The sequence below is a fragment of the Hydrogenophaga taeniospiralis CCUG 15921 genome (assembly GCF_001592305.1).
Classification (GTDB): Bacteria; Pseudomonadota; Gammaproteobacteria; order Burkholderiales; family Burkholderiaceae_C; genus Hydrogenophaga; species Hydrogenophaga taeniospiralis.
Genome location: NZ_BCWR01000010.1, coordinates 66,972 through 90,547, shown reverse-complemented (window position 1 = coordinate 90,547; position 23,576 = coordinate 66,972). Strand labels below are relative to the sequence as shown.

Sequence of the window (23,576 nt, the reverse complement as noted above, 5' to 3'; positions counted from 1 at the left end):
TCCGAGGTTTGGCACACTCGGGGCCCCGCCCCGTTTGCCCGAGCCCATGACCGCCCCCATCGACCACGACCTGCCCCCGCTGAACGCCACGCCGCCCGGCCTGTACCGCCACTACAAGGGTGGCTGGTACGAGGTGCTGGAGACGGTGCGCTGCAGCGAGACGCTGCAAGGCATGACGCTGTACCGCGCGCTCTACGGCAGTTTCGGCCTGTGGGTGCGACCGGCCGCGATGTTCAACGAATCGGGGCTGTTCGAGGGCCGGCAGCAACCCCGCTTCACGCGCCACGAACCGGCCAGCGTGCCGCTGGGCGACCTGCCCACGGCGCAAGCGCTGATCGCCCACCTGCGCGGCCTGGCGCTGCGCCGAGGCATCGTGCTCGACACCGCCCTGCGCCCGCCACCACCCGAGCCCAGCACCTGCTGCGGGCGCGGCTGCAACGGCTGCGTGTGGGAAGGCTTCTACACCGCCCTGGGCGGCTGGCGCGACGACGCGCTGGCGCTGCTGAACAGCCCAACGGCCTAGAACAGATCGCCCTGCCCGCGCAGGGCCGCCGGCCGGAACTGGCCCGCGTCCAGCGCCTCGCGCTCGCGGTTGAAGCCGAGCCGGTCGCAGGTCTTCACGAAGCGCTGGCGCAGCAGGTCGGCCCAGACGCCCCGGCCTTTCATGCGGGTGGCGAAGTCGGCGTCGTAGTCCTTGCCGCCGCGCATGTCCTGCACGCGCGCCATCACGCGCGCGGCGCGGTCCGGGTAGTGCAGCTCCAGCCATTGGCGGAACATGTCGCTCAGCTCCCAGGGCAGGCGCAGCACCTGGTAGAAGGCGCGGCGCGCGCCCGCGTCAAAAGCGGCTTCGAGCACCTGCTCCATGTCGTCGTTGACGAAGGGAATCTGCGGCGACACGCTCACGCCCACCGGCACGCCCGCCTCGGCCAGCGTGCGGATGGTGCGCAGGCGCCGGTGCGGCGCGGCCGCGCGCGGCTCCAGGATGCGCGCGAGCTTCGCGTCCAGCGTGGTGATGGTCACGTACACGGCGGCCAGGCGCTGCGCGCCCATGGGCGCGAGCAGGTCCAGGTCGCGCTCGACGCCGCTGCCCTTGGTCACCATGGCCAGCGGGTGGTGCGCGGTGTGCAACACCTCAAGCACGGCGCGCGTGAGGCGCAGCTCGCGCTCGATGGGCTGGTAGGCATCGGTCACGGTGCCGATGACCAGCAGCTCCGGCACGTAGGCCGGGCGCAGCAGCTCGCCGCGCAACAGCTCGGCGATGTTGCGCTTGGCCACCAGCCGGGTCTCGAAATCGAGCCCGGGCGAGAGGTTCAGGTAGCTGTGGGTGGGCCGGGCGTAGCAGTAGATGCAGCCGTGCTCGCAGCCCCGGTAGGGGTTGAGGCCCTGGTTGAAGCCGATGTCGGGCGAGTCGTTGCGGGTGATCGCGCTTTTCGCGGTTTCCCAGCTCACCTGGGTGGCCGGCGCGGTGGCTTCCTCGCCCCGGGCGAGGGCTTCGTCCAGCGTGCCCCAGCCATCGTCGAACGCGGCGCGCGCGTCGCGCTCGAAGCGGTGCGGCTGGCGGTGCGCCACGCCGCGCCCTTTGAGGGCGTGCAGGGGAATGAGGATGTCGGGCATGGGCGGCAGAAGTACAAACCAATACTGTACAAAATACCAGTCTTTTCGCCTAGCCCAGGCCCCCACCGTCTGTCGCTCAGGTGGCTGGCGTCAGCTCCCCGCACAGCGGCTGGCCCAGGCGCTCGCGCACCCGGTCGGGGTCGGTTTCGGTGCCCAGCAAGACGTGCAGCTTGGCGAAGGCGGCCTCCAGCGTCATGTCGGCGCCGGGCACCACGCCCGCCTGCGTCAACGCCGAGCCGGTGGCGTAGGCGCCCTGCACCACCGGGCCGGTGGCGCACAGGGTGGTGTTGAGCAGCACCACGCCACGCTGGCTGGCGCGCTCCAGCGCCTGCATGAAGGAGCGGTCGGCCTCGGGCGCGTTGCCCACGCCATAGCTGCGCAGCACCAGGCCGCGCACGTGGGCACAGCCCAGCAGCGCGTCCACCACATGGCCGCTGATGCCAGGGTAGAGGTTGAGCACCGCCACGGCCTGGGGGTCGAACGCGGGCACGATGAAGCGCTGCTGCGCCGGGGCGCGCAGCAGGCGCTCCGGGTGCACCTGCAGCTCAATGGCCAGATCGGCCAGCGGCGGGTAGTTGGGCGAGCCGAACGCGTCCAGCGCCTGGCTGGCGATCTTGCTGCTGCGGTTGCCGCGCCAGAGGTGGCGGCCAAAACACAGCCCCACCTCGGGCACGCGGTGATACGCGGCCAGCTGCAGCGCGGCCTGCAGGTGCGCGGGCGCGTCGCTGCGCGGCTGCAGCAGCGGGATCTGCGAGCCGGTGAAGATGACCGGCTTGTCCGTCCCCTGCAGGATGAAGGACAGGGCCGCTGCGCTCCAGGCCATGGTGTCGGTGCCGTGCAGCAGCACGAAGCCGGTGTACGCGTCCCAGTTCGCCAGCAGCGGCTCGGCCATGCGCTGCCAGTGCAGCGGGCTGAGGTTGGCGCTGTCGATGGGGCGCTCCAGCGCCACCACGTCCAGCTCGGGCAGTTCGTCACCGGCGCTGCGCTGCAGGGTCTCGCGCAGGCGCCCGCCGAAGTCGGGCATGGGCCGGTAACCCTCGGGCGAGGGCTCCATGCCCACCGTGCCGCCGGTGTAGAGAACGAGGACGCGCGCGCTCATCGCACGGCCTGCGCGGTGGGCGCGGCGCCGGCCGGTGCCAGCGCGGCGCTGTCCTGGGGCTCCAGCACCCAGGCCTGGGGTTCCACGCCCATGTCGGCGAAGCGCCGGGCGTCAAACACCGGCTCGCGCACGCCGCGGTTGATCTGGTCGTCGAAGTCGCGCATGAGGCGCAGGCCTTTCTTGAACAGCAGCGCCAGGGCCAGCAGGTTGGCCAGCGCCAGCAGGCCCATGGTCACGTCGGCAAAGGCGAACACGGTGCCAAGGTCGGTGGTGGCACCCCAGCCGCACAGCGCGATCACGGCCAGGCGGTAGCCGGCCACCACGGCGCGCCGGTCGCCACCGAAATAGGCCAGGCTGTTCTCGCCCAGGTAGTAGTTGTAGATGATGGTGGTGAAGCCGAACAGCAGCATCGCCACGCTCACGAAGGAGCGGCCCCACTCGCCCACGTGGCCCGCCAGCGAAGCCTGCGTGAGCGCCACGCCACCCAGTTCGGTGGCCATGCCGGGCTGGTACACGTCGCCCAGCAGCACGATGAAAGCGGTGCAGGAGCACACGATCAGCGTGTCGATGAACACCGAAAACGCCTGCACGACGCCCTGGCTGGCCGGGTGCGGCACGTAGGCCACGGCGGCCACGTTGGGTGCGCTGCCCAGGCCGGCCTCGTTGGAGAACAGGCCGCGCTTGATACCCATGACCATGGCCGCGCCGATACCACCGCCCACCGCCGGCTCCAGGCCGAAAGCACTCTTGACGATGAGGACTAAAACCGCGGGCAGCTGCTCCAGGTTCATGGCCAGCACCACCAGGGTCATGGCCACGTAGCCCAGCGCCATCACCGGCACGATCACCTCGGCCACCTGCGTGATGCGCTTGACGCCGCCAAAGGCGATCACGCCCACCACCATGGCCAGGGCCGCGCCCGTGGCCATCACCGGGATGCCGAACGCGTCCTGCATCGAAGTGGCCACCGAATACGACTGCAGCGCGCTGAAGCCAAAACCGAAGGTCACCAGCAGCAACGCCGAGAACAGCACCGCCAGCCACTTCCAGTGCGCGCCCAGGCCGCGCTCGATGTAGTAGGCCGGGCCGCCGCGGTAGGTACCGTCGGGCATGGCCGACTTGTAGGCCTGGGCCAGCGTGCATTCGAAGTAGCTGGTGGCCATGCCGATCAGGCCCACCACCCACATCCAGAACACGGCGCCCGGGCCACCCAGCGTGATGGCCACCGCCACCCCGGCGATGTTGCCGCCGCCCACGCGCCCGGCCACCGACAGCACCAGCGCCTGGAAGGAACTGAGATGGCCCTGCTGGTCCTTGGCAAACGCCTGGTTCGCGCCCAGGATGCGGAACATGCGCCCGAAATGGCGCAGCTGCACGAAGCGCGAGCCGATGGTGAACCACAGGCCCAGGCCGATCAGCACCACGATCAGCACCTTGCTCCAGAGCAGGTCGTTGAGCAGATCAAGCATGGCGGCCTCCGTCAAAACAATTCCGTGAAGAGGCCCGCTGGGGGCGTGTCGCGCGGTGAAGTGTTGGCATGGGTGTGCATCTCCTTGTTGAATGGGCGCCTCGTGGGCGCAGGCCAGGTGCCCTGGCAGGCTGGCGCATTTGAACAAGGCCAGGCCCCCGGGGGGATTCGCGGCAGCGCCGCAGTCTGGCGCCCAATGGAGCAAAATGTGCGCCAAAGTGCGCCAAACCACCTTTCATCGGTACCCCATGAACGAAGACTTCGCCCGCAACCTGCGGCTGCTGTGCGGCTACTACCCGTCGATCGCCGACGTGTGTCGGCGCCTGGAGATCAACCGCCCCCAGTTCAACCGCTACCTCAGCGGGCGCTTCCGCCCCGGCGGCCACACCCTGCGCCGCCTGTGCGAATTCTTCGGCGTGGAAGCGCACGAGATCCTGCTGCCCAGCGCGCAGTTCGAGCGCCTGGTGCAGGTGCGGCCGCGCCGCCCGGCCAGCGAAGCCAGCACCACGCCCGAAGCCCCGCACCTGGCGCACCTCAAGGCCATCGGCTCCGCCGGGCTCGACCGTTTTCTGGGCTACTACTTCGAGACCTACCTCTCCATGGCCTACCCGGGCCAGGTGCTGCGCACGCTGGTCGCGTTCGAGCGGCACGAGGACCGCGTGGTCTACCAGCGCACCGAGCGCCTGGCCGAGGACCCGCACGACAAGGCCTACCACGGCCTGTACCTGGGCCTGGTGCACCTGCTGACCGACCGCATCTTCCTGTGCGACTACGAAACGCTGACCGGCCTGGAGATGACGCAGACCATCCTGTTTCCCTCGTACAAGAACCGCGTCACACGCCTGACCGGCCTGCGCCTGGGTGTGTCGGGCAGCGGCGAGCGCATGCCCTGCTGCGCGCGCGTGGTGTACGAATACCTGGGCCGCAGCATCGACGTGCGCCAGGCGCTGCGCCTGTGCGGCCTGTACGCGCTGGACGACCCCGGCATCGACGCGGCCACACGCCGCGCCATCGCCAACGACATCGCGCCCGGCGAGTGGCATTTGCGCGCAAGGTTCTCTTGACCCCCCCGCGCCGCTTCGCGTCACCCCCCAGGGGGCAACGCGAGTGGCCCGGCGAAGCCGGTTCCACCGCGTTCTGGGCGGGGACGGGCCGGCCCGGCAGCGCCCTGGAATGACTACCCCGAGCCCACCAGTCCCACGCGCACCGCAAAGCGCGTGAGCCCGGCGATGTCGTGGATGTCCAGGCGCTGCATCAGCTGGGTGCGGTGGATGTCGATGGTCTTGGGCGACAGCTTCAGCAGCCGGGCAATGCCCTTGGAGGTCATGCCCTCGGCGATCAGGCGCAGCACGTCGGATTGCCGCGCGGTCAGGGCGTGCAGCGGGTCGGCCAGCCGGAACGCGGGCAGCGCCTGCTGGATCAGCAGCGAGGTGGCCGCCGGGCTCAGGTAGCTCTGGCCCACCCGCATGGCCTGCACCGCGAGCCTCAGCTCGGCCGGTGCCGCGTCCTTCACCATGTAACCGTCGGCGCCCGCGCTGAGCGCACGGCGGATGTGGTCCTCGTTCAGGTGCATGGACAACACGATCACGCGGGTGTCGGGCAGTGCCGCCTTGATCTGGGCGGTGGCCACGATGCCATTCATCACCGGCATGGAAATGTCGAGAAACACGAGGTCGGGCCGGGTGCCGATCGCCAGCTCAACGGCCTGCGCGCCATCGCCCGCTTCGCCCACGATGTCCATGCCGGGAAGATCGTTCAGCAGCGCCGACAGCCCCGCGCGAAACAGGGCGTGGTCGTCGGCCAGCAGCACCCTCACGGCGCCACCCCGTCGGTGTGAAACACCGCCTGCACCGTGGTGCCCCGCCCGATCTCGGAGCGCAGCTCGCACGAGCCGTCCGCCAGGCGGGCGCGCTCCTGCATGCCAGCCAGGCCGATGTGTCCATCGCGCAGCGCGACCAACAGCGCCCGTTCCGGCTCGAAGCCGGCACCATCGTCGGTGACGCTGAGCTGCAGCGATGAAGGCGCCATGGTCACCCGGATCTCCACGGCCGTGCAGGCGCTGTGCTGCATGGCGTTGCTCAGCGCTTCCTGCGCGATGCGGAAGGCCGCAGTCTCCACCGCGGGCGGGTAGCGCAGCTCCTCGCCCTCGGCCTGCAGCCGCACCTGCAGCGCCGGCAGCCGGCCCAGTGAAGCGACCAGGCTGCGCAGCGCGGCCATGACGCCGAAGTCGTCCAGCTCCAGAGGGCGCAGGCCCAGACCGATCTGGCGCAGCCGCGCCCCGAGCTGGTCCGACATCTGCAGCACATCGGTCGCGATCCCGGCCATGGGCCCATCGCCGGCCACCTCGGCCATGTGCGCCATGTGCGCGAGGTGCAGCCGCATCGCCGCGACCACCTGGCCGATGTCGTCGTGCAGCTCCTGCGCGATGTGCTGGCGCTCGGTTTCCTGCACCTGCAGCAGCCGCTGCGACAGCACGCGCAACGAGGTCTCCGCGCCGCGCAGGCGCTGCTCGGTGCGGTACAGCGAGGTGATGTCCTTGATGAGCACCAGACAAGCCGGGCGCGCGCCGCCGCCACCCTTCAAGGGGATGTAGGAGGTCAGCAGCACCTTGCGCACGCCCTCCGTGGTCTCGATCTCCACCCGCTCGTCCAGCACCGCTTCGCCCGCCTTCAGGGCACGCTTGCTGCCCCACTCGTCGTCGCCGATCGGGTGGCCGGTGTCGACCCACCAGCCCAGGCAGCCGGGAAAGCGGCTCGCGTCGGCATCGCGCACACCGGCCCAGATGGCGATGGCCGCCGGATTGCGGTGTAGGGTGTGGCTCTGCACATCGCAGACCCAGATGCCTTCCGGCAAGTGGGCCAGCACCTGGGTGAACAGCGTTTGCGGCGGCGCATGGCGCGCTCGCGCAGGCAACGGGGATGTGGGGAGGTGCATCATCGATCGATGGTGTGGACCGAAGCCGGGTGCCGTCTGTGCGCCAGCGCCCCAACAGATGGCAACGGACCACCCCTTTCAGATGTCCGACAGGCCGGCCAGCACCCGCAGGGTGCGCTGGTAGAAGCCCAGTTCGTTGATGGTGACGAGCGCCCGGCTGTCGACAAACTTCTGCTCGATCAGGGCCGTCTGGGTGCGCGCCTGCGCGAAGAGGCCGCGCCGGGCCGCGACAAAGCCCAGCACCGCCCAGGGGTAGGGGTCGTAGCGCCCATCGGCCCAGCCGGGGGAATAGGTTTCCAGGAACTGGTAGCCGCGGTCGAAATACGGCGCCAGCTCGGTCACGCCGAAGGCCTGCGGAAACACCTGGCAGGTGGTGCCCGGGTAGAAGCCGGTCTCGGCCAGTGTGGTGTGGTCGCCCACCGTGAAACCGCCGCGCACACTGTCGAAGCCGATCCGGAGAATGCCGTGGGCGATGCCGGTGGCAAACGAGTCGTAGTAGGTGGCTTCGCTCGGTTCGCCGCGCTCGCGCAGCAGCGCAGCAAAATCGCGCAGGCCCCGGTAGACCTCGCAGTTGTCCATGAGGTAGCCGATGCTGTTGCTCTGGTTGCGCGGCGCCTGGAACACGCTGGTGTAGCCGTCGGGCTTGACCATCACCGTGAGGTTGCGGTACGCGATGAATTTCAGTCTGGCCTTGTTCGCGTCCCACCAGGCCCAATTCTGGCTGGCGCGCAGGTATTTCACCGCGAGCGACAGCAGGGTGGCGGCGTAGGAATCGTCCGAGTCGGAGGGCACCATGGCGTAGGCACCGCTCGTGCTCTGGCCCGAGATGAAGTTCACGTCCTCGATCGTGCCGTCGTCCCGCAGCGTCCTGAGGTAGAGGTCGAGGTAGGGGCGGATGCAGAGCTCCCGGTCGGCCGCACTCAGCAGTTGCACGATGGGCAGCAGGCCAAGGTTGGTGAAATACCAGTTGAGCCGACCGGCCGGCGCGATTTCGTAGCCGCCGGCCCACGGGCCGCTCGGGATGCGCAAGGCCTTGACGGCGGTCACCACGTCGATGGGCGGCAGCGCCGCATGGGCGGGGGTGGTGACCCCCGCGAAGGTGGCGATGGCCGCGGCAGAGCCCGCGCAGAATTGACGTCGAAGCATGAGCGAACTCCTGGAGAAAGAAGTCGCGATGGGCCTTGGCCACCCGTTGGACAGGGCGGCGGGTCATCGCAAGAACTCCGGAGTGCCTGCTTTTTTTGGGGGGGTGTCTGGCGTGCCTTCAGGAGCCTGGCACACCGACACGTTGGAGGGCTTCAAAGAGGACCCCGGGGGGTGCTTTTGAATCTATAGAAGCCACGGCTTTTGCCCATACGAGGGCTTCCCTACGAACCGGGGAGAGATGCCCTACCCGCGCGTCACCTCACTGGGCAGGCGCCTGCGCTTCGGCCTGCTGGGCGTTGCGTTTCGCGATGTTGCCGAGAATCAGCGCGCGGCCGGCGAACAGGCCACCGGCCACCTCCAGATCGAAGCGCTCGGCGTCGCGGCGGCGCACGCGCTCCATGATCTCGTCGGCCTCGTCCTCTCTCGCGCCGGTGGCCAGCAGCGCCTCGCGGCCGAGCAGCATGGAAGACTCGAAGGTCTCGCGCACGAAATAGTCGGCGCCCACGTTGGCCAGCTCCAGCGCGTGCTCGCGGTCGAAGGCGCGCACCAGCACCCGCGCCTGCGGGCAGGCCGCCTGCGCGAGCTTGGCGATGTGCGTCGCGGCGGCCTTGTCGTCGATGCAGACGACGATGGCGCAGGCGTGCTGCGCGCCGGCCGCGTGCAACACATCTTCGCGGCTGCCGTCGCCGTAGTAGACCTTGAAGCCGTAGGCCTGCGCGTCGCGGATCATCTGCGTGTCGTTGTCGATGATGGTCAGCGTGGCACCCCGCGCGAGCACGCCCTGGCTGGCGATCTGGCCCACGCGGCCAAAACCGATGATCAATACGTTGGCGCTGCGCTCGCTCACCGCCTCCACGCCCTCCATCGAAACCTCGGCGGGTGACGCAAAGCGTTTGTGCAGCAGCACGGTGAGCGGCGTCAGCGCCATGGACAGCACGACGATGGCAGTCATGTTGGCGTTGACCACCGGGTCGATCACGCCCGCGGCCAGCGCCGCGGCGAACAGCACGAAGGCGAACTCGCCACCCTGGGCCATCAGCACCGCGCGGTCCAGCGCGTCGGCGTGCGAACTGCGCGCCAGCCGCGCCACGCCGTAGATGCACAGCGCCTTGACCAGCATCAGCGAGAGCACGCCGGAGACGATCAGCACCCAGTTGCGCGCCACCACCGCCAGGTCCAGCGACATGCCCACACCCAGGAAGAACAGGCCGAGCAGCAGGCCCCTGAACGGCTCGACGTCGGCCTCCAGCTGGTGGCGGAAGGTGGACTCCGACAGCAGCACACCAGCGAGGAACGCCCCCATGGCCATGGACAGGCCGCCGAGCTGCATCAGCAGCGCCGCGCCCAGCACCACCAGCAGGGCGGCCGCGGTCATCACCTCGCGCGCCTTGGCGTTGGCCAGCACACGGAACAGCGGGTTGAGCAGCCACAGCCCCGCCGCCACCAGCACCCCCACCGCGCCCGCGGCCAGACCCACCGTGGCCCAGCGCGAGCCGGCCGGCGCCGCCTCGCCCGCGGCGTGGGGCGCGAGAAAGGCCACCACCGCCAGCAGCGGCACGATCAGCAGGTCTTCGAACAGCAGCACGGCCACGATCTTCTGCCCGCGCGGCGCCGCCACGTCGCCACGCTCACCGAGCAGTTGCATCACGATGGCGGTGGAGGTGAGCACGAAACCCATGGCGCTGACGAAGGACACCGTCCATGAAAAGCCGAAGGCCACCCCCACCAGGGTCAGCAGCGTGCCGCAGACCACCGCCTGCAGGCTGCCCAGGCCAAAGATCGCGCGCCGCAGGCCCCACAGGTGCGAGGGCCGCATCTCCAGGCCGATGATGAACAGGAACATCACCACGTCGAGCTCGGCGGTGTGCAGGATGGTCTGCGGGTTGCTGAACCAGCCCAGACCAAACGGCCCGATGGCCAGGCCCGCGGCCAGATAGCCCAGCACCGAGCCCAGCCCCAGACGCTTGAACAGGGGCACGGCCACCACGGCCGCCCCCAGCAACATCACCACCGGCAGCAGATCGCCGCCCCCGCCTTCCACCGCCATACAGCGTCTCCTTCGATTGGTTTGCGCTGCATTGTCGGGGTTGCGGCCCGCATCCGCGCCATCGGCGTGCAATGGCCACACACGGCCACACAACCCCCGGTGCACGCGTGGGGCCACTCAACCCCCGGCGCTGCAAGGCCGCTCCCATGCCGGTATAAAGTGCAGTCCCACACCGCTGCCGCCGGGCCACCGATGGCCACGCCCTACGCACGGCGGCGCACCACACACCTCCTGCACACCATGAACCCCACCCCTGCAACGGCCCCCGGCGCGGACACCATCATCAGCGTGCGCGGCCTGAGCAAGACCTACGCCAGCGGCTTCCAGGCGCTCAAGCGTGTGGACCTCGACATCCGGCGCGGCGAGATCTTTGCCCTGCTCGGCCCCAACGGGGCCGGCAAGACCACGCTCATCAGCATCATCTGCGGCATGGTCAATGCCAGCGAAGGCACGGTGACGGCCGACGGCTTCGACACCGTGCGCGACTACCGCGCCGCCCGCAGTGCCATCGGCCTGGTGCCCCAGGAGTTGCACACCGACGCGTTCGAGACCGTGTGGGCCACGGTGAGCTTCAGCCGCGGCCTGTTCGGCAAGGCGCCCGATCCGGCCTACATCGAAAAGGTGCTGAAAGACCTATCGCTGTGGGACAAGAAGGACACCAAGATCATGGCGCTCTCGGGTGGCATGAAGCGTCGCGTGCTGATCGCCAAGGCGCTGTCGCACGAGCCCAAGATCCTGTTTCTGGACGAACCCAGCGCGGGTGTGGACGTGGAGCTGCGGCACGAGATGTGGCGCATGGTGCGCGCGCTGCGCGAAGCGGGCACCACCATCATCCTCACCACGCACTACATCGAAGAGGCCGAAGACATGGCCGACCGCATCGGCGTCATCAGCCAGGGCGAACTCATCGTGGTGGAAGAAAAAGACGTGCTCATGCGCAAGCTCGGCAAGAAGCAGCTCACGCTGACGCTGCAGCAGCCCATGCAGCAACTGCCCGAGGCCCTGGGCCGCTGGCCGCTGAGCCTGACCGCCGACGGCCACGCCCTCACCTACACCTTCGACACCCAGCAGGAAGACACCGGCATCGCCGCCCTGCTGCGCGCCCTGAACGAGCACGGCATCGACTTCAAGGACCTGCACTCCAGCGAAAGCTCGCTCGAAGACATCTTCGTGAGCCTGGTGCACCAGCCGAACGCCCGCCGCCAGGACGACACCCAGAAAGCCCTCGCATGAACCGCATCAATCTGCACGGCGTGCGCGCCATCTTCCACTTTGAAATGGCGCGTACCTTCCGCACGCTGGGGCAAAGCATCGTGGCGCCGGTGCTGTCCACCTCGCTGTACTTCATCGTCTTCGGCTCGGCCATCGGATCGCGCATGGGCGACATCGACGGCGTGAGCTACGGCGCCTTCATCATCCCCGGCCTGCTCATGCTCTCGCTGCTGAGCGAGAGCATTTCGAACGCCTCCTTCGGCATCTACATGCCCAAGTGGTCCGGCACCATCTACGAGCTGCTGAGCGCGCCCGTGAGCTGGGTGGAGGTGCTGCTCGGCTACGTGGGCGCGGCGGCCAGCAAGAGCCTCATGCTCGGTCTGCTGATCCTGGCCACGGCGCGCGTGTTCGTGCCCTATCAGATCGCGCACCCGGTGTGGATGGTGGGCTTCCTCGTGCTCACCGCCGTCACGTTCTGCCTGTTCGGTTTCATCATCGGCCTGTGGGCCGACAGCTTCCAGAAGCTGCAGGTGATCCCGCTGCTCATCATCACCCCGCTGACCTTCCTGGGCGGCGCGTTCTACAGCATCAACATGCTGCCCGAACCCTGGCAGACGGTCTCGCTGTTCAACCCGGTGGTCTACCTCATCAGCGGCCTGCGCTGGGCTTTCTACGGCGCGGCCGACGTGCACATTGCCGTCAGCACCGGCATGACGCTGATGTTCATGCTCGCCTGCCTGGCCGTGGTGTGGTGGGTGTTCAAGACCGGGCACCGCATCCGGCGCTGAGCTTCTTTCCCTGGCTTCCCTTGCCAAGGGCCAGACCTTCCGGGGTCTGGCCCTTTTTCTTTGGCTTTTGGGGTTGGCCGCGCCCTTTCGCGCTCGCGGCGCGGCCCGCTTTCCCCATCCTACCCGGGTAAACCCGAACACACCCGGCTTCCGGCGCGGCCTACACTGCGGTCAATTGGTCTGACCAATTGACCAAATCAGCACCCATGCCCTTCCAACCCATCGAACCGCGCCGGCTCTACCGCCAGATTGCCGATCAGTTGCGCCAGCTCATCCAGAGCGGCGAATTCGCGGTGGGCTCGCGCCTGCCGGCCGAGCGCGATCTGGCGCTGAAGATGGGCGTGTCGCGGCCGTCCGTGCGAGAGGCACTGATCGCGCTCGAAGTCCAGGGGCTCATCGAGGTGCGGGTGGGCTCGGGCATCGTGGTCATTGCCCGCGAGCCGGTGCGCCGGCTGGACAACGCCCACGGTCCTCTGGAGATCATCCGGGCGCGCCAGCTGATCGAATGCGAACTGGCCGCCGTGGCCGCGCGCAGCGAAGACAGCACCCTGGTGCCCGATCTGGAAGAGAGCCTGCGCGAGATGGAAAGCGACATCGCCGCGCGCACGCTGCCGATCCGTGGCGACCGCAACTTCCACCTGCGCATCGCCCAGGCCAGCGACAACAGCCCCTTGCTGGCCGTCGTCACCCAGTTGTTCGACGAACGCAATGGGCCGCTGTTTGCGCGCCTGGGCAGCCACTTCGAGCGCGAAACCACCTGGAAACAGGCGGTGGCCGAGCACCGGGCCGTGGTCAAGGCCATCGAGCGCCACGACCCACAGGCCGCGCGCACCGCCATGAGCAGCCATCTGGAACATTCCCACGAGCGCTTCTCGGCTGGCTGGACGGCGCCCACCGAAACCGAAACCCCCAAGAGCACCGCATGAGCCTTGCCTGCACCCTGCACGGCCCTCTGCAACTGAGCGTGGAAACCCTGGCACCGGTCGAACCGGGGGCCGGCCAGGTGCGCCTGCGCCTGGGCGCGGGCGGCATCTGCGGCTCTGACCTGCATTACTACCAGCACGGTCGCGCGGGCGCGTTCGCCATCCGGGCGCCTTTCGTTCCCGGCCACGAGGCTTCGGGCGTGGTCGAAGCCATCGGGGCGGGCGTCACGCGGGTGCGGCCGGGCCAGAAGGTGGCCGTGAACCCGGCCCACCCCTGTGGCGCGTGTCCGGCCTGCCGCGCGGGCCGCAGCAACCTCTGCGACCAGATGGTGTTCCTGGGCAGCGCGGCGATCTTTCCGCACCTGCCGGGCCTGTTCAGAGAACAGTTCGTGGTGGCCGAGTCGCAGCTCACGGCGGTGGACGGGGACGTGAGCCTGGGCGAGATCGCCTGTGCCGAGCCGCTGTCGGTCGGGCTGCACGCGGTGCGCCGCGCCGGCACTGTGCTGGGCGCCACGGTGCTGGTGACGGGCGCGGGCACCATTGGCTGCATGGCGGTGATCGCGGCGCGGCTGGCCGGCGCCGGCCGTGTGCTGTGCAGCGACCCGAGCGACAGGGCGCGCGCCATGGCGCTCACCGTGGGCGCCGACGAAGCGCAGCCCGACACCCGTGCATGGCAAGGCCAGGTCGATGTGGCGATCGAAGCGGCGGGCCACCCCGCTGCGCTCGCGGGCTGCCTGTCGGCGGTACGGCGCGGTGGTCGCATCGTGCAGGTGGGCACGCTGCCGCCCGAGCTGCCGTTCCCGGCCAACGACATCATGACCCGCGAGCTGGACTACGTGGGTGCGTTCCGCGCCGACATCGAATTCGACTGGGCCGTGATGGCCATCCGCAGCCGGCGCGCCGACGTGCGCCCGCTCATCAGCGCGCAGATCCCGATCAGCGAATCGAAGGCGGCTTTCGATTTGGCTTTGGACCGCAGCCGCAGCACCAAGGTGCAGCTCATCCCCGGCTAGGGGCGGGCTGGCACCGCATTCAACAAACACAGGAGACAAGCCATGAAATTCCAGCACCTCACACTGACCTTGGCCGCGAGCCTCGTGGTCGCCGCCCCCGCCTTCGCCCAGACCAAGCTCAAGTGGGCCCACGTGTACGAAACCTCCGAACCGTTCCACACGGCGTCCGTGTGGGCGGCCGACGAAATCAAGAAGCGCAGCGGCGGCCGCTACCAGATCGACGTGTACCCCGCCTCACAGCTGGGCAAGGAAAACGACATCAACCAGGGCCTGAGTCTGGGCACGGTGGACATCATCATCTCCGGCTCCAGCTTCGCGGCCAAGGCCTTCCCGCGCATCGGGGTCACCTACTACCCCTACACCTTCCGCGACGTGGACCACCTGCTGGCCTACACCAAGAGCGACATCTACAAAGAGCTGACGGCGGGCTACGAGCAGAAGAGCGGCAACGAGATCATCGCCACCACCTACTACGGCACGCGCCACACCACGAGCAACCGGCCCATCACCAAGTGCGCCGACATGAAGGGCCTGAAGATGCGCGTGCCCGACGTGCCGGCCTACCTGGCCATGCCACGCGCCTGCGGTGCCAACACCTCGCCCATCGCGTTCGCCGAGGTGTACCTGGCGCTGCAGAACGGCACCGTGGAGGCCCAGGAGAACCCGCTGCCCACCATCGAAGCCAAAAAGTTCTTCGAGGTGCAGAAGCACATCGTGCTGACCGGCCACATCGTGGACCACCTGAACACCGTGGTGGCCGGCGGCCTGTGGAAGAAGCTGTCGGACGCCGACAAGAAGATGTTCGTTGAGGTGACCCAGGAAGCCGCGGCCAAGGCATCGAAAGAAGTGGCCGCGCGCGAAAAGCAACTGGCCGACGTGTTCCGCGGCAAAGGCGTGAGCGTGACCGCGGTGGACACCGGCGAGTTCCGCGACACCGTGCTGAAGAACGTGGCCTTCGAGCAGTTCGGCTACCAGAAGGCCGACTGGGACCGCATCCAGGCCGTGAAGTAAGGCGAACCGCATGTCCCTTCACAGCGCTCTGCCGGCTGCGGGTGGTGCAGCGGAGTCGCATCCGGTCGAGTCCAGCGCGCAGGCGCTGGTGGCCAGCTTCGCGGAGGCCGACCAGCACACGGTGAACCTCTCGGGCTATGGCATCGAGGACTGGGTCTGCCTGGGCTTCTTCTGGACCATGGCCGGCCTGGTGTTCCTGCAGTTCTTCAGCCGCTACGTGTTGAACGACTCGTTCGCCTGGACCGAGGAACTGGCCGTGTACTGCCTGATGCCGGTGGTGTTCATCGGCGCGTCCATGTGCGTGCGGCGGGTGCGGCACATCCAGGTCAACCTGGTGTACAGCCACCTGCCGACCGCTGCCGGTCGGGCGCTGTCCACCTTGGTGGACCTGGTGGCCATCGCCTTCTACGGCTACGCCAGCTGGCTGGTGGCGCGCTACGCGCTGGCGGTGGACAACGAGCCCATGACCACCATCGACTGGAACAAGAGCTACGTGTACTGGCTGGCCTTTGCCGGCTTTGCCCTGATGACCGTGCGCGGCGTGCAGGTGGCGGTGAACAACTGGCGGCGCGGCTTCTCGCCACTGCAGAACCCTGGCTTCTTCGACGGCCTGCCCCATTGAACGGACTCCCTCCATGCTGATCCTGATCCTCTCCTTCGTGGGGCTGATGCTCTGCGGCCTGCCGGTGGCCGTGGCCATGGCGGGCGGCTCGCTGATCTACATCCTGGTCTCGGGCAGCGTGCCCGACATCGTGCTGGCGCAGCGCATGATCTCCGGCATCGAGTCCTTCCCGTTGCTGGCGGTGCCCTTCTTCATCCTGGCCGGCAACCTGATGAACATCGCCGGCATCACGGGCCGCATCTACAACTTCGCGATCGCGCTGGTGGGCTGGATGAAGGGCGGCCTGGGGCAGGTCAACATCGTCGGCTCGGTGATCTTCTCGGGCATGTCGGGCACGGCCATCGCCGATGCCGCAGGCCTGGGCTCGATCGAGATCAAGGCCATGAAGGACCATGGCTACTCCACCGAATTCGCGGTGGGCGTGACCGCCGCTTCGTCCACGCTGGGGCCGATCTTTCCGCCGTCCTTGCCCTTCGTGATCTACGGGATGATGGCCAACGTCTCCATCGGCGCGCTGTTCGTGGCCGGCATCCTGCCGGGCCTGTTTCTCACGGCGCTGATGATGCTCACCGTGGCCTTCTTCGCCCACCGCCATGGCTGGGGCGGTGACGTGGCTTTCCACTGGGGCCGCTTGGGCGGCGCCGGGCTGGAGGTCCTGGTCGTGCTGGCCTTCCCCATGGCGGTGTGGCTGGCCGTGAAAGCCGGCGCGTCGGTGAACGTGGCGGCCATCACGGCGTTCGTGGTGCTGCTGGCGCTGGACTGGCGCTACAACTTCTCCGCCGTGCTGGCCCTCATGGCACCGGTGATCCTGATCGGCGGCATGACCATGGGCTGGTTCACGCCCACCGAGGCCGCCGTGGCCGCGGTGCTCTGGGCCTTGTTCCTGGGCCTGGTGCGCTACCGCTCCATGACCCTCAAGACGCTGGCGCAAGCCACCTTCGACACCATCGAAACCACGGCCTCGGTGCTGTTCATCGTCACCGCCGCGTCCATCTTCGCCTGGCTGCTCACCACCACACAGGCCGCGCAGGCCCTGGCCGATTGGATCCTCTCCATCACCAGCAACAAGTGGGTGTTCCTGCTGCTGGCCAACCTGCTGATCCTGTTCGTGGGCTGCTTCATCGACACCATCGCCGCCATCACCATCCTGGTGCCCATCCTGCTGCCCATCGTGCTCAAGCTGGGCATCGACCCGGTCCAGTTCGGTCTGATCGTGACGCTGAACTTGATGATCGGCCTGATGACACCGCCGCTGGGCATGGTGCTGTTCGTGCTGGCGCGCATCTCCAAGCTCTCGGTGGAGCGCGCCACCATGGCCATCCTGCCCTGGCTGATTCCGCTGATCGTTGGCCTCATCGCCATCACCTACATCCCCGCCCTCACGCTGTGGCTGCCGCAGCAAATGGGACTGTTGAAATGAACCCTGTTATCCGTATCCATCCCAACGACGACGTCGTCATCGCCCGCCAGCAGCTGCTGGGCGGCACGCGCATCGACACCGAAGGCATCACCGTGTCGGGCCTGGTGCCGCCGGGCCACAAGATCGCGGTGCGCGCCATCGCGGCGGGCGAGCCGGTGCGGCGCTACAACCAGATCATCGGCACCGCCACCCAGGCCATCGCGCCCGGGCAGCACGTGCACACGCACAACCTGGCCTTCAGCCGTTTCGACCGTGGCCACACCGTGGGCGGCGACGTGCGCCCAGTGGCCTATGTGGACACGCCCGCCACTTTCGACGGCATCGTGCGCCCCGATGGCCGGGTGGCCACGCGCAACTACATCGGCGTGTTGACCAGCGTGAACTGCTCGGCGACGGTGGCCCGCGCCATTGCCGACCACTTCCGCCGCGACATCCACCCCGAGGCGCTGGCCGCGTTCCCGAACGTGGACGGCGTGGTGGCCCTGACCCACGGTGCGGGCTGTGCCACCGACAGCGAAGGCGAGGGCCTGCACGTGCTGCGCCGCACGCTGGCCGGCTACGCGCGGCACGCGAACTTTGCGGCAGTCATCGTGGTCGGCCTGGGCTGCGAGACCAACCAGATCCAGGGCCTGCTGGCGCAGGAAGACCTGCGCGAAGGCGCCAAGCTGGTGACCTTCAGCATCCAGGACACGGGCGGCACCGCCAAAAGCGTGGCGCGGGGCATCGAGGCGGTGCAAGCCCTGCTGCCCGAAGCCAACGCCGTGCAGCGCCAGCCCGTGCCCGCCAGCCACCTGGTGGTGGGTTTGCAGTGCGGCGGCTCCGACGGTTACTCCGGCATCAGCGCCAACCCGGCGCTGGGCGCGGCGGTGGACCTGGTGGTGCGCCACGGCGGCACGGCCGTGCTGTCCGAAACGCCCGAAATCTATGGCGGTGAACACCTGCTGCTGCAGCGCGCGGTGTCGCAAGCCGTGGCCGACAAGCTCGAAGCCCGCCTGCGCTGGTGGACCGACTACTGCAGCCGCCACCACGCCGAGATGGACAACAACCCGTCTGCCGGCAACAAGGCCGGCGGCCTGACCACCATCTTGGAGAAGTCGCTGGGCGCCATCGCCAAGGGCGGCACCACACCCCTGGTGGACGTGTACGAATACGCCCAGCCCATCAGCGCCAAAGGCTTTGTCTACATGGACACGCCGGGCTACGACCCGGTGTCGGCCACCGGCCAGGTCGCGGGTGGGGCCAACCTGATCTGCTTCACCACCGGGCGCGGTTCGGCCTACGGCTGCGCGCCCTCGCCGTCGCTCAAGCTGACCACCAACAGCGCGCTGTGGGCCAAGCAAGAGGAAGACATGGACATCAACTGCGGCACCGTCATCGACGGCAGCGAGAGCGTGGAACAGCTGGGCGAACGCATCTTCCAGGAGATGCTGGCCGCCGCTTCGGGCCGCAAGACCAAGAGCGAACAACACGGCTACGGCCAGAACGAGTTCGTGCCCTGGGCGCTGGGCGCCGTCATGTAAACCCTTCAGAGCAAGACCATGAAGATCACCGCCGCCAAAGTCATCGTCTGCGCGCCCAGCCGCAACTTCGTGACCCTGAAGATCGAGACCGATGAAGGCCTGACCGGCATCGGCGACGCCACGCTCAACGGCCGCGAACTCGCCGTGGCCAGCTACCTCACCGACCACGTCATTCCCTGCCTGATCGGGCGCGACCCGCAGCAGATCGAAGACATCTGGCAGTACCTCTACAAGGGTGCCTACTGGCGCCGCGGCCCGGTGACCATGAGCGCCATCGCGGGCGTGGACACGGCGCTGTGGGACATCAAGGCCAAGGCCGCCAACATGCCGCTGTACCAGCTGCTGGGCGGCAAGAGCCGCACCGGGGTCATGGTTTACGGCCACGCCAACGGCAAGGACATCAGCCAGACCGTGGACGAGGTGCTGCGCTACAAGGAGATGGGCTACAAGGCCATCCGCGCGCAAAGCGGCGTGCCCGGTCTGGAGAAGGTGTACGGCGTGGGCCGCGGCACCATGTTCTACGAACCGGCCGATGCCGACCTGCCCAGCGAACACGACTGGTCCACCGAAAAATACCTGCGCCACACGCCCGAACTGTTCGACAAGGTGCGCGCCGCCGTCGGCCCCGACATCCACCTGCTGCACGACGCGCACCACCGCCTCACACCGATCGAGGCGGCGCGCCTGGGCAAGGACCTGGAGCCCTTCCGCCTGTTCTGGCTGGAAGACACCACGCCGGCCGAGAACCAGGAATCGTTCCGGCTGATCCGCCAGCACACCACCACGCCACTGGCCGTGGGCGAAATCTTCAACACCATCTGGGACTGCAAGGACCTGATCCAGAACCAGCTGATCGACTACATCCGCACCACCGTGGTCCACGCGGGCGGCATCACCCACCTGCGCCGCATCGCCGATCTGGCCGCGCTCTACCAGGTGCGCACCGGCTCGCACGGCGCCACCGACCTCTCACCCGTGTGCATGGGCGCCGCGCTCAACTTCGACCTCTGGGTGCCCAACTTCGGCATCCAGGAATACATGCGCCACACCGACGAGACCGACGCCGTGTTCCCCCACGCCTACAGCTTCAAGGACGGTTTCATGCACCCCGGCGAAGCGCCCGGCCATGGCGTGACCATCGACGAAGCGTTGGCTGCGAAGTACCCCTACAAGCGCGCCTACCTGCCTGTCAACCGCCTGCAGCACGACGGCACGCTGACCAACTGGTAACCCCTCCCACGAACCATCCATGAACCGGCTTCACTCCCAACACCTGGCCACGCTGCCCAGCGAAGTGGCCCGCCCGACCTACGACCGCACGGCACTGAAAACCGGCATCGTGCATCTGGGCATCGGCGCCTTCATGCGCGCCCACCTGGCCGCCGCCACCGAGGCAGCCCTGGCCGCGGGTGACCTGCGCTGGGGCATCGTCGGCGTGTCGCTGCGCCAGCCCGACACACGCGACGCCTTGGAGCCGCAGGACTGCCTCTACACCCTGGCGATCCGCGACGCCGATGCGCAGGGCCAGCCGCGCCAGCGCCTGCAGGTGATCGGTGCGGTACGCAGCCTGCTGGTGGCCCCCGAGAACCCCCAGGCGGTGCTGGACGCCATCGCGGCGGCAGACACCCGCATCGTGAGCCTGACCGTCACCGAAAAAGGCTATTGCCACGACCCGGCCACGGGCGCGCTGCGGCTGGACCACCCGGACATCGCCCACGACCTGGCCCACCCGGCAGCGCCGCGCTCGGCCATCGGCATGCTGGTGGTTGGGCTGCAGCTGCGCCACGCGCGCGGCCATGGGCCGCTCACGCTGATGTCGCTGGACAACCTGCCCGCCAATGGCCGTGTGCTGCGCGGTGCCGTGCTGCGCTTTGCCGAAGCGGTGGACCCGGCGCTGGCCCAGCGCATCGCCGCCGAATGCCGCTTCCCCTGCTCCATGGTGGACCGCATCGTGCCCCGCACCACCGACGCCGACCGCGCCGCCGTGAGCCAGGCGCTGGGCTGTGAAGACCGCTGGCCCGTGCTGGGCGAACCCTTCTTCGACTGGGCGGTGGAAGACCACTTCGCCGCCGACCGCCCCGACTGGACGCTGGGCGGCGCGCGCTTCGTGGCCGACGCCGAACCCTTCGAGCGGCTCAAGCTGCGCATGGTGAACGGCACGCACTCCAGCATCGCCTACCTGGGCGCCATGGCGGGCTGGCAGACGGTAGACAAAGCCATCGCCCAGGCGCCGTTGCGCGAGCACATCGAAGCCCTGATGCGCGATGAAATCGAACCCACCCTGGCCGAACTGCCCGGCCTGGACCTGCCCGCCTACCGCGCCAACCTGCTGGCCCGCTACGCCAACCCGGCCCTGGCGCACCGCACGCAGCAGATCGCCATGGACGGCTCGCAGAAGCTGCCCCAGCGCCTGCTCGGCACCGTGCGCGACCGGCTGGCCGCCGGCTTGCCCGTGCCCCGCATGGCGCTGGGCATTGCGGCCTGGATGCACTACCTGCGCGGCGTGGACGAACTGGGCCGGCCCTACCCCATCGACGACCCCCAGGCCACCGAACTGACGGCGCTGCATCAGCACACTCTGGGCCAGGGCGCGAGCATCGACGCCGTGCAGGCCATGTTGTCCTATGCGCCGGTGTTCGGCGATCTGGCGGGCAACGCGCCGCTGGCGGCCGCCCTTCTGAAGGCCCTGCAGTCGCTGCAGACACGCGGCGTGCAGGCCACGCTGGTGGCCGTGAACCGTGGGGAGTTGGGCGCATGAACATGCTTCCCGACCACCTCGACGTCTTGTCCCTGGGCGAAACCATGGCGCTGCTGGTCGCCCAGGAGCCCGGGCCGCTGGAGAGGGTGCAGACCTTCAGCAAACGGCTGGCAGGGGCCGACAGCAACGTGGCCATCGGCCTGGCGCGCCTGGGTTTCCAGGTGGGCTGGGTCAGCCGCGTGGGGGCCGACTCGTTTGGCCGCTATGTGCGCCAGACCATTGAAGCCGAAGGTGTGGACACCTCGCAGGTGGAGGTGGACCCGAACCGCTCCACCGGCTTCATGCTCAAGTCGCGCAGCATGGACGGCAGCGACCCGGCCATCGAGTACTACCGGCGCGGCTCAGCCGCCAGCCAGCTCAGCGTGGCACACCTCCAACCCGGCTACGCACTCAAAGCCCGGCACCTGCACACCACCGGCATCACCCCTGCCCTGTCGCCCGCGGCCCGCGAGCTGGTGGCCCACGCCATGACGACCCTGCGCGGCGCGGGGCGCAGCGTCTCGTTCGACCCCAACCTGCGCCCCAGCCTGTGGCCCGACACCGCCACCATGCGCGACACCCTGAACGACCTGGCCCGGCACGCCGACTGGGTGCTGCCCGGCCACGACGAGGGCAAGCTGCTGACCGGTCAGAGCACCCCCGCCGACATCGCTGCCTGGTACATCGACCGGGGCGCGAAGGCGGTGGTGGTGAAGCTGGGTGCCGAGGGCGCCTACTTCCGCACCGCCAGCGGCGAACAGGGCCAGGTGGCCGGTGTGCCTGTGCCCGTGGTGGTGGACACCGTGGGCGCGGGCGACGCGTTTGCGGTGGGCATCATCAGCGCCCGCCTCGAAGGCCTGGCCTGGCCACAGGCCCTGCACCGTGCCAACTGGATCGCCTCGCGCGCCCTGCAGGTCATCGGCGACATGGAAGGCCTGCCCTCCCGCCGCGAGCTTTCAGAACACGACATTGTTTGAACCGAAGGAACCCCCCATGCTGACCGTTGTCTGCGAAACCCCCGGCACCCTGCTGGCCCAGGACCGCCCCATGCCCGAACGCGGTGCCCACGAGGTGCTGCTGCGCGTCAAGCGCGTGGGCGTGTGCGGCACCGACCTGCACATCTTCACCGGCAAACAGCCCTACCTGAGCTACCCCCGCGTGATGGGCCACGAGCTCTCGGGCATCGTCGAAGCCGCCCCGGCCGACAGCGCCCTGCACCCCGGCGACGCCGTCTACGTCATGCCCTACCTGTCGTGCGGCACCTGCATCGCCTGCCGCGCGGGCAAGACCAACTGCTGCACGCGCATCCAGGTGCTCGGCGTGCACCGCGACGGCGCGTTCACCGAATACCTGACCGTGCCCCAGGCCTTCGTGCACAAGGCCGAAGGCGTGTCGCTCGACCAGGCCGCCATGGTGGAGTTCCTGGCCATCGGCGCCCATGCCGTGCGGCGCTCGGGCCTGCGCGCGGGGCAGCGCGTGCTGGTGGTGGGGGCAGGCCCCATCGGCATGGCCGCGATGATCTTTGCGCAGCTGCGCGGCGCTACCGTCACAGCGCTGGACGGCCGCCAGGACCGGGTGGACTTCTGCACCGGCGCGCTGGGCGTTCACGCCGGCGTGCCGCTGGGCGAAGGCGACGAAGAACAACTTGCCAAGCTGACGGATGGCGAGTTCTACGACGTGGTGTTCGACGCCACCGGCAACCCTCAGGCCATGGAACGCGGCTTCAGGTTCGTGGCCCACGGCGGCAGCTATGTGCTGATCTCGGTGGTCGGCGCGAACATCACCTTCTCCGACCCCGAATTCCACAAGCGCGAGATGTCGCTGATGGGCAGCCGCAACGCCACCACCGAAGACTTCAGCACCGTGCTCGACGCCATGCGCGCGGGCCTGATCCCGCCCAGCCTGAACACCCACCGCCTGGCGCTGGCCGATGTGCCCACCCAGTTCCAGAACCTGCTCGACCCGTCCGCGGGCGTGATCAAGGCCATCGTCGAGTGTTGAGCGGGCCCGCCCTCGGTGTCT

Annotated in this window: 21 protein-coding genes and 1 pseudogene; 15 read left to right on the top strand and 7 right to left on the bottom strand. The window is 68.7% G+C overall.

Features of this window, described 5'->3' with window-relative positions; translation table 11 throughout:
- Positions 1-46: 46 nt before the first annotated feature.
- A pseudogene (locus tag HTA01S_RS26005) lies at positions 47-283 on the top strand (DUF1653 domain-containing protein); the annotation flags it as partial.
- Between the two features lie 15 nt (positions 284-298).
- Positions 299-523, top strand: coding sequence for an oxidoreductase-like domain-containing protein (locus HTA01S_RS25275; protein ID WP_279338460.1), 225 nt, complete (start codon positions 299-301; stop codon positions 521-523).
- Here the strand turns inward: HTA01S_RS25275 and HTA01S_RS13530 are convergent.
- The 3 genes from HTA01S_RS13530 to HTA01S_RS13520 form a co-directional block, all read right to left on the bottom strand.
- Positions 520-1,614, bottom strand: a complete 1,095-nt coding sequence (locus HTA01S_RS13530; RefSeq protein ID WP_068172376.1) for a PA0069 family radical SAM protein — start codon at positions 1,612-1,614, stop codon at positions 520-522. The genes HTA01S_RS25275 and HTA01S_RS13530 overlap by 4 nt on opposite strands.
- Positions 1,615-1,690: 76 nt before the next feature.
- Positions 1,691-2,713, bottom strand: coding sequence for a type I asparaginase (locus HTA01S_RS13525; protein ID WP_068172373.1), 1,023 nt, complete (start codon positions 2,711-2,713; stop codon positions 1,691-1,693).
- Positions 2,710-4,182: an alanine/glycine:cation symporter family protein gene (locus HTA01S_RS13520; RefSeq protein ID WP_068172768.1), complete on the bottom strand. Its 1,473-nt coding sequence runs from the start codon at positions 4,180-4,182 to the stop codon at positions 2,710-2,712. Before HTA01S_RS13520 ends, HTA01S_RS13525 begins: the two co-directional genes overlap by 4 nt.
- Positions 4,183-4,429: 247 nt before the next feature.
- On the opposite strand from HTA01S_RS13520, the gene HTA01S_RS13515 reads away from it, so the two are divergent.
- Positions 4,430-5,245, top strand: coding sequence for a helix-turn-helix domain-containing protein (locus HTA01S_RS13515; RefSeq protein ID WP_068172766.1), 816 nt, complete (start codon positions 4,430-4,432; stop codon positions 5,243-5,245).
- Between the two features lie 113 nt (positions 5,246-5,358).
- On the opposite strand, the gene HTA01S_RS13510 is transcribed toward HTA01S_RS13515, so the two are convergent.
- The 4 genes from HTA01S_RS13510 to HTA01S_RS13495 form a co-directional block, all read right to left on the bottom strand.
- Positions 5,359-5,997 (bottom strand): response regulator transcription factor, encoded by a 639-nt coding sequence (locus HTA01S_RS13510; RefSeq protein WP_068172370.1) that lies wholly within the window; start codon positions 5,995-5,997, stop codon positions 5,359-5,361.
- The gene (locus HTA01S_RS13505; RefSeq protein ID WP_084236099.1) at positions 5,994-7,118 is read right to left on the bottom strand and encodes a sensor histidine kinase; all 1,125 of its coding nucleotides are present in this window, start codon (positions 7,116-7,118) and stop codon (positions 5,994-5,996) included. The genes HTA01S_RS13510 and HTA01S_RS13505 overlap by 4 nt, the downstream gene beginning before the upstream one ends.
- Positions 7,119-7,193: 75 nt before the next feature.
- Positions 7,194-8,261, bottom strand: a complete 1,068-nt coding sequence (locus HTA01S_RS13500; RefSeq protein ID WP_068172365.1) for a hypothetical protein — start codon at positions 8,259-8,261, stop codon at positions 7,194-7,196.
- Positions 8,262-8,520: 259 nt separating this feature from the next.
- Complete coding sequence (locus HTA01S_RS13495) at positions 8,521-10,308, bottom strand: monovalent cation:proton antiporter-2 (CPA2) family protein (RefSeq protein WP_068172362.1); 1,788 nt, start codon at positions 10,306-10,308, stop codon at positions 8,521-8,523.
- A gap of 240 nt (positions 10,309-10,548) precedes the next feature.
- Between HTA01S_RS13495 and HTA01S_RS13490 the strand changes: the two genes are divergently transcribed.
- The 12 genes from HTA01S_RS13490 to HTA01S_RS13435 all read left to right on the top strand — a co-directional run bounded on the left by HTA01S_RS13490 (position 10,549) and on the right by HTA01S_RS13435 (position 23,555).
- Positions 10,549-11,541 carry an ABC transporter ATP-binding protein gene (locus HTA01S_RS13490; RefSeq protein WP_068172758.1) on the top strand — a complete coding sequence of 331 codons (993 nt, stop codon included), beginning with the start codon at positions 10,549-10,551 and terminating at the stop codon, positions 11,539-11,541.
- Complete coding sequence (locus tag HTA01S_RS13485) at positions 11,538-12,308, top strand: ABC transporter permease (RefSeq protein WP_407656110.1); 771 nt, start codon at positions 11,538-11,540, stop codon at positions 12,306-12,308. The genes HTA01S_RS13490 and HTA01S_RS13485 overlap by 4 nt, the downstream gene beginning before the upstream one ends.
- Before the next feature lie 206 nt (positions 12,309-12,514).
- Positions 12,515-13,234: a FadR/GntR family transcriptional regulator gene (locus HTA01S_RS13480; RefSeq protein WP_068172359.1), complete on the top strand. Its 720-nt coding sequence runs from the start codon at positions 12,515-12,517 to the stop codon at positions 13,232-13,234.
- The gene (locus tag HTA01S_RS13475) at positions 13,231-14,244 is read left to right on the top strand and encodes an L-idonate 5-dehydrogenase (protein ID WP_068172355.1); all 1,014 of its coding nucleotides are present in this window, start codon (positions 13,231-13,233) and stop codon (positions 14,242-14,244) included. The genes HTA01S_RS13480 and HTA01S_RS13475 overlap by 4 nt, the downstream gene beginning before the upstream one ends.
- Positions 14,245-14,286: 42 nt before the next feature.
- Positions 14,287-15,255 (top strand): sialic acid TRAP transporter substrate-binding protein SiaP, encoded by a 969-nt coding sequence (locus HTA01S_RS13470; RefSeq protein ID WP_068172352.1) that lies wholly within the window; start codon positions 14,287-14,289, stop codon positions 15,253-15,255.
- Positions 15,256-15,265: 10 nt separating this feature from the next.
- Entirely contained in the window at positions 15,266-15,877 is a 612-nt protein-coding gene (locus HTA01S_RS13465) for a TRAP transporter small permease (protein ID WP_068172350.1), read from the top strand.
- A gap of 13 nt (positions 15,878-15,890) precedes the next feature.
- The gene (locus HTA01S_RS13460) at positions 15,891-17,297 is read left to right on the top strand and encodes a TRAP transporter large permease (RefSeq protein ID WP_068172347.1); all 1,407 of its coding nucleotides are present in this window, start codon (positions 15,891-15,893) and stop codon (positions 17,295-17,297) included.
- Complete coding sequence (locus tag HTA01S_RS13455) at positions 17,294-18,817, top strand: UxaA family hydrolase (RefSeq protein ID WP_068172344.1); 1,524 nt, start codon at positions 17,294-17,296, stop codon at positions 18,815-18,817. The genes HTA01S_RS13460 and HTA01S_RS13455 overlap by 4 nt, the downstream gene beginning before the upstream one ends.
- Before the next feature lie 18 nt (positions 18,818-18,835).
- On the top strand, positions 18,836-20,047 hold the full coding sequence (gene manD / locus HTA01S_RS13450; RefSeq protein WP_068172340.1) for a D-mannonate dehydratase ManD: 1,212 nt from the start codon (positions 18,836-18,838) through the stop codon (positions 20,045-20,047).
- Between the two features lie 19 nt (positions 20,048-20,066).
- Positions 20,067-21,575: a mannitol dehydrogenase family protein gene (locus HTA01S_RS13445; RefSeq protein ID WP_068172337.1), complete on the top strand. Its 1,509-nt coding sequence runs from the start codon at positions 20,067-20,069 to the stop codon at positions 21,573-21,575.
- On the top strand, positions 21,572-22,531 hold the full coding sequence (locus HTA01S_RS13440; RefSeq protein WP_068172334.1) for a sugar kinase: 960 nt from the start codon (positions 21,572-21,574) through the stop codon (positions 22,529-22,531). The genes HTA01S_RS13445 and HTA01S_RS13440 overlap by 4 nt, the downstream gene beginning before the upstream one ends.
- A gap of 16 nt (positions 22,532-22,547) precedes the next feature.
- On the top strand, positions 22,548-23,555 hold the full coding sequence (locus HTA01S_RS13435) for a zinc-binding alcohol dehydrogenase family protein (RefSeq protein ID WP_068172332.1): 1,008 nt from the start codon (positions 22,548-22,550) through the stop codon (positions 23,553-23,555).
- The last annotated feature ends 21 nt before the right edge of the window (positions 23,556-23,576 follow it).

Excerpts from the sequence above, each read along its gene's own strand:
- HTA01S_RS13520 (WP_068172768.1), bottom strand. The coding sequence starts at position 4,182 with ATGCTTGATCTGCTCAACGACCTGCTCTGGAGCAAGGTGCTGATCGTG.
- HTA01S_RS13530 (WP_068172376.1), bottom strand. The coding sequence starts at position 1,614 with ATGCCCGACATCCTCATTCCCCTGCACGCCCTCAAAGGGCGCGGCGTG.
- HTA01S_RS13455 (WP_068172344.1), top strand. The coding sequence starts at position 17,294 with ATGAACCCTGTTATCCGTATCCATCCCAACGACGACGTCGTCATCGCC.
- HTA01S_RS13445 (WP_068172337.1), top strand. The coding sequence starts at position 20,067 with ATGAACCGGCTTCACTCCCAACACCTGGCCACGCTGCCCAGCGAAGTG.
- HTA01S_RS13470 (WP_068172352.1), top strand. The coding sequence starts at position 14,287 with ATGAAATTCCAGCACCTCACACTGACCTTGGCCGCGAGCCTCGTGGTC.
- HTA01S_RS13460 (WP_068172347.1), top strand. The coding sequence starts at position 15,891 with ATGCTGATCCTGATCCTCTCCTTCGTGGGGCTGATGCTCTGCGGCCTG.
- HTA01S_RS13485 (WP_407656110.1), top strand. The coding sequence starts at position 11,538 with ATGAACCGCATCAATCTGCACGGCGTGCGCGCCATCTTCCACTTTGAA.
- HTA01S_RS13505 (WP_084236099.1), bottom strand. The coding sequence starts at position 7,118 with ATGATGCACCTCCCCACATCCCCGTTGCCTGCGCGAGCGCGCCATGCG.
- HTA01S_RS13480 (WP_068172359.1), top strand. The coding sequence starts at position 12,515 with ATGCCCTTCCAACCCATCGAACCGCGCCGGCTCTACCGCCAGATTGCC.
- HTA01S_RS13495 (WP_068172362.1), bottom strand. The coding sequence starts at position 10,308 with ATGGCGGTGGAAGGCGGGGGCGGCGATCTGCTGCCGGTGGTGATGTTG.
- HTA01S_RS13525 (WP_068172373.1), bottom strand. The coding sequence starts at position 2,713 with ATGAGCGCGCGCGTCCTCGTTCTCTACACCGGCGGCACGGTGGGCATG.
- HTA01S_RS13435 (WP_068172332.1), top strand. The coding sequence starts at position 22,548 with ATGCTGACCGTTGTCTGCGAAACCCCCGGCACCCTGCTGGCCCAGGAC.
- HTA01S_RS13475 (WP_068172355.1), top strand. The coding sequence starts at position 13,231 with ATGAGCCTTGCCTGCACCCTGCACGGCCCTCTGCAACTGAGCGTGGAA.
- HTA01S_RS13500 (WP_068172365.1), bottom strand. The coding sequence starts at position 8,261 with ATGCTTCGACGTCAATTCTGCGCGGGCTCTGCCGCGGCCATCGCCACC.
- HTA01S_RS13490 (WP_068172758.1), top strand. The coding sequence starts at position 10,549 with ATGAACCCCACCCCTGCAACGGCCCCCGGCGCGGACACCATCATCAGC.
- manD (WP_068172340.1), top strand. The coding sequence starts at position 18,836 with ATGAAGATCACCGCCGCCAAAGTCATCGTCTGCGCGCCCAGCCGCAAC.
- HTA01S_RS13465 (WP_068172350.1), top strand. The coding sequence starts at position 15,266 with ATGTCCCTTCACAGCGCTCTGCCGGCTGCGGGTGGTGCAGCGGAGTCG.
- HTA01S_RS13515 (WP_068172766.1), top strand. The coding sequence starts at position 4,430 with ATGAACGAAGACTTCGCCCGCAACCTGCGGCTGCTGTGCGGCTACTAC.
- HTA01S_RS13440 (WP_068172334.1), top strand. The coding sequence starts at position 21,572 with ATGAACATGCTTCCCGACCACCTCGACGTCTTGTCCCTGGGCGAAACC.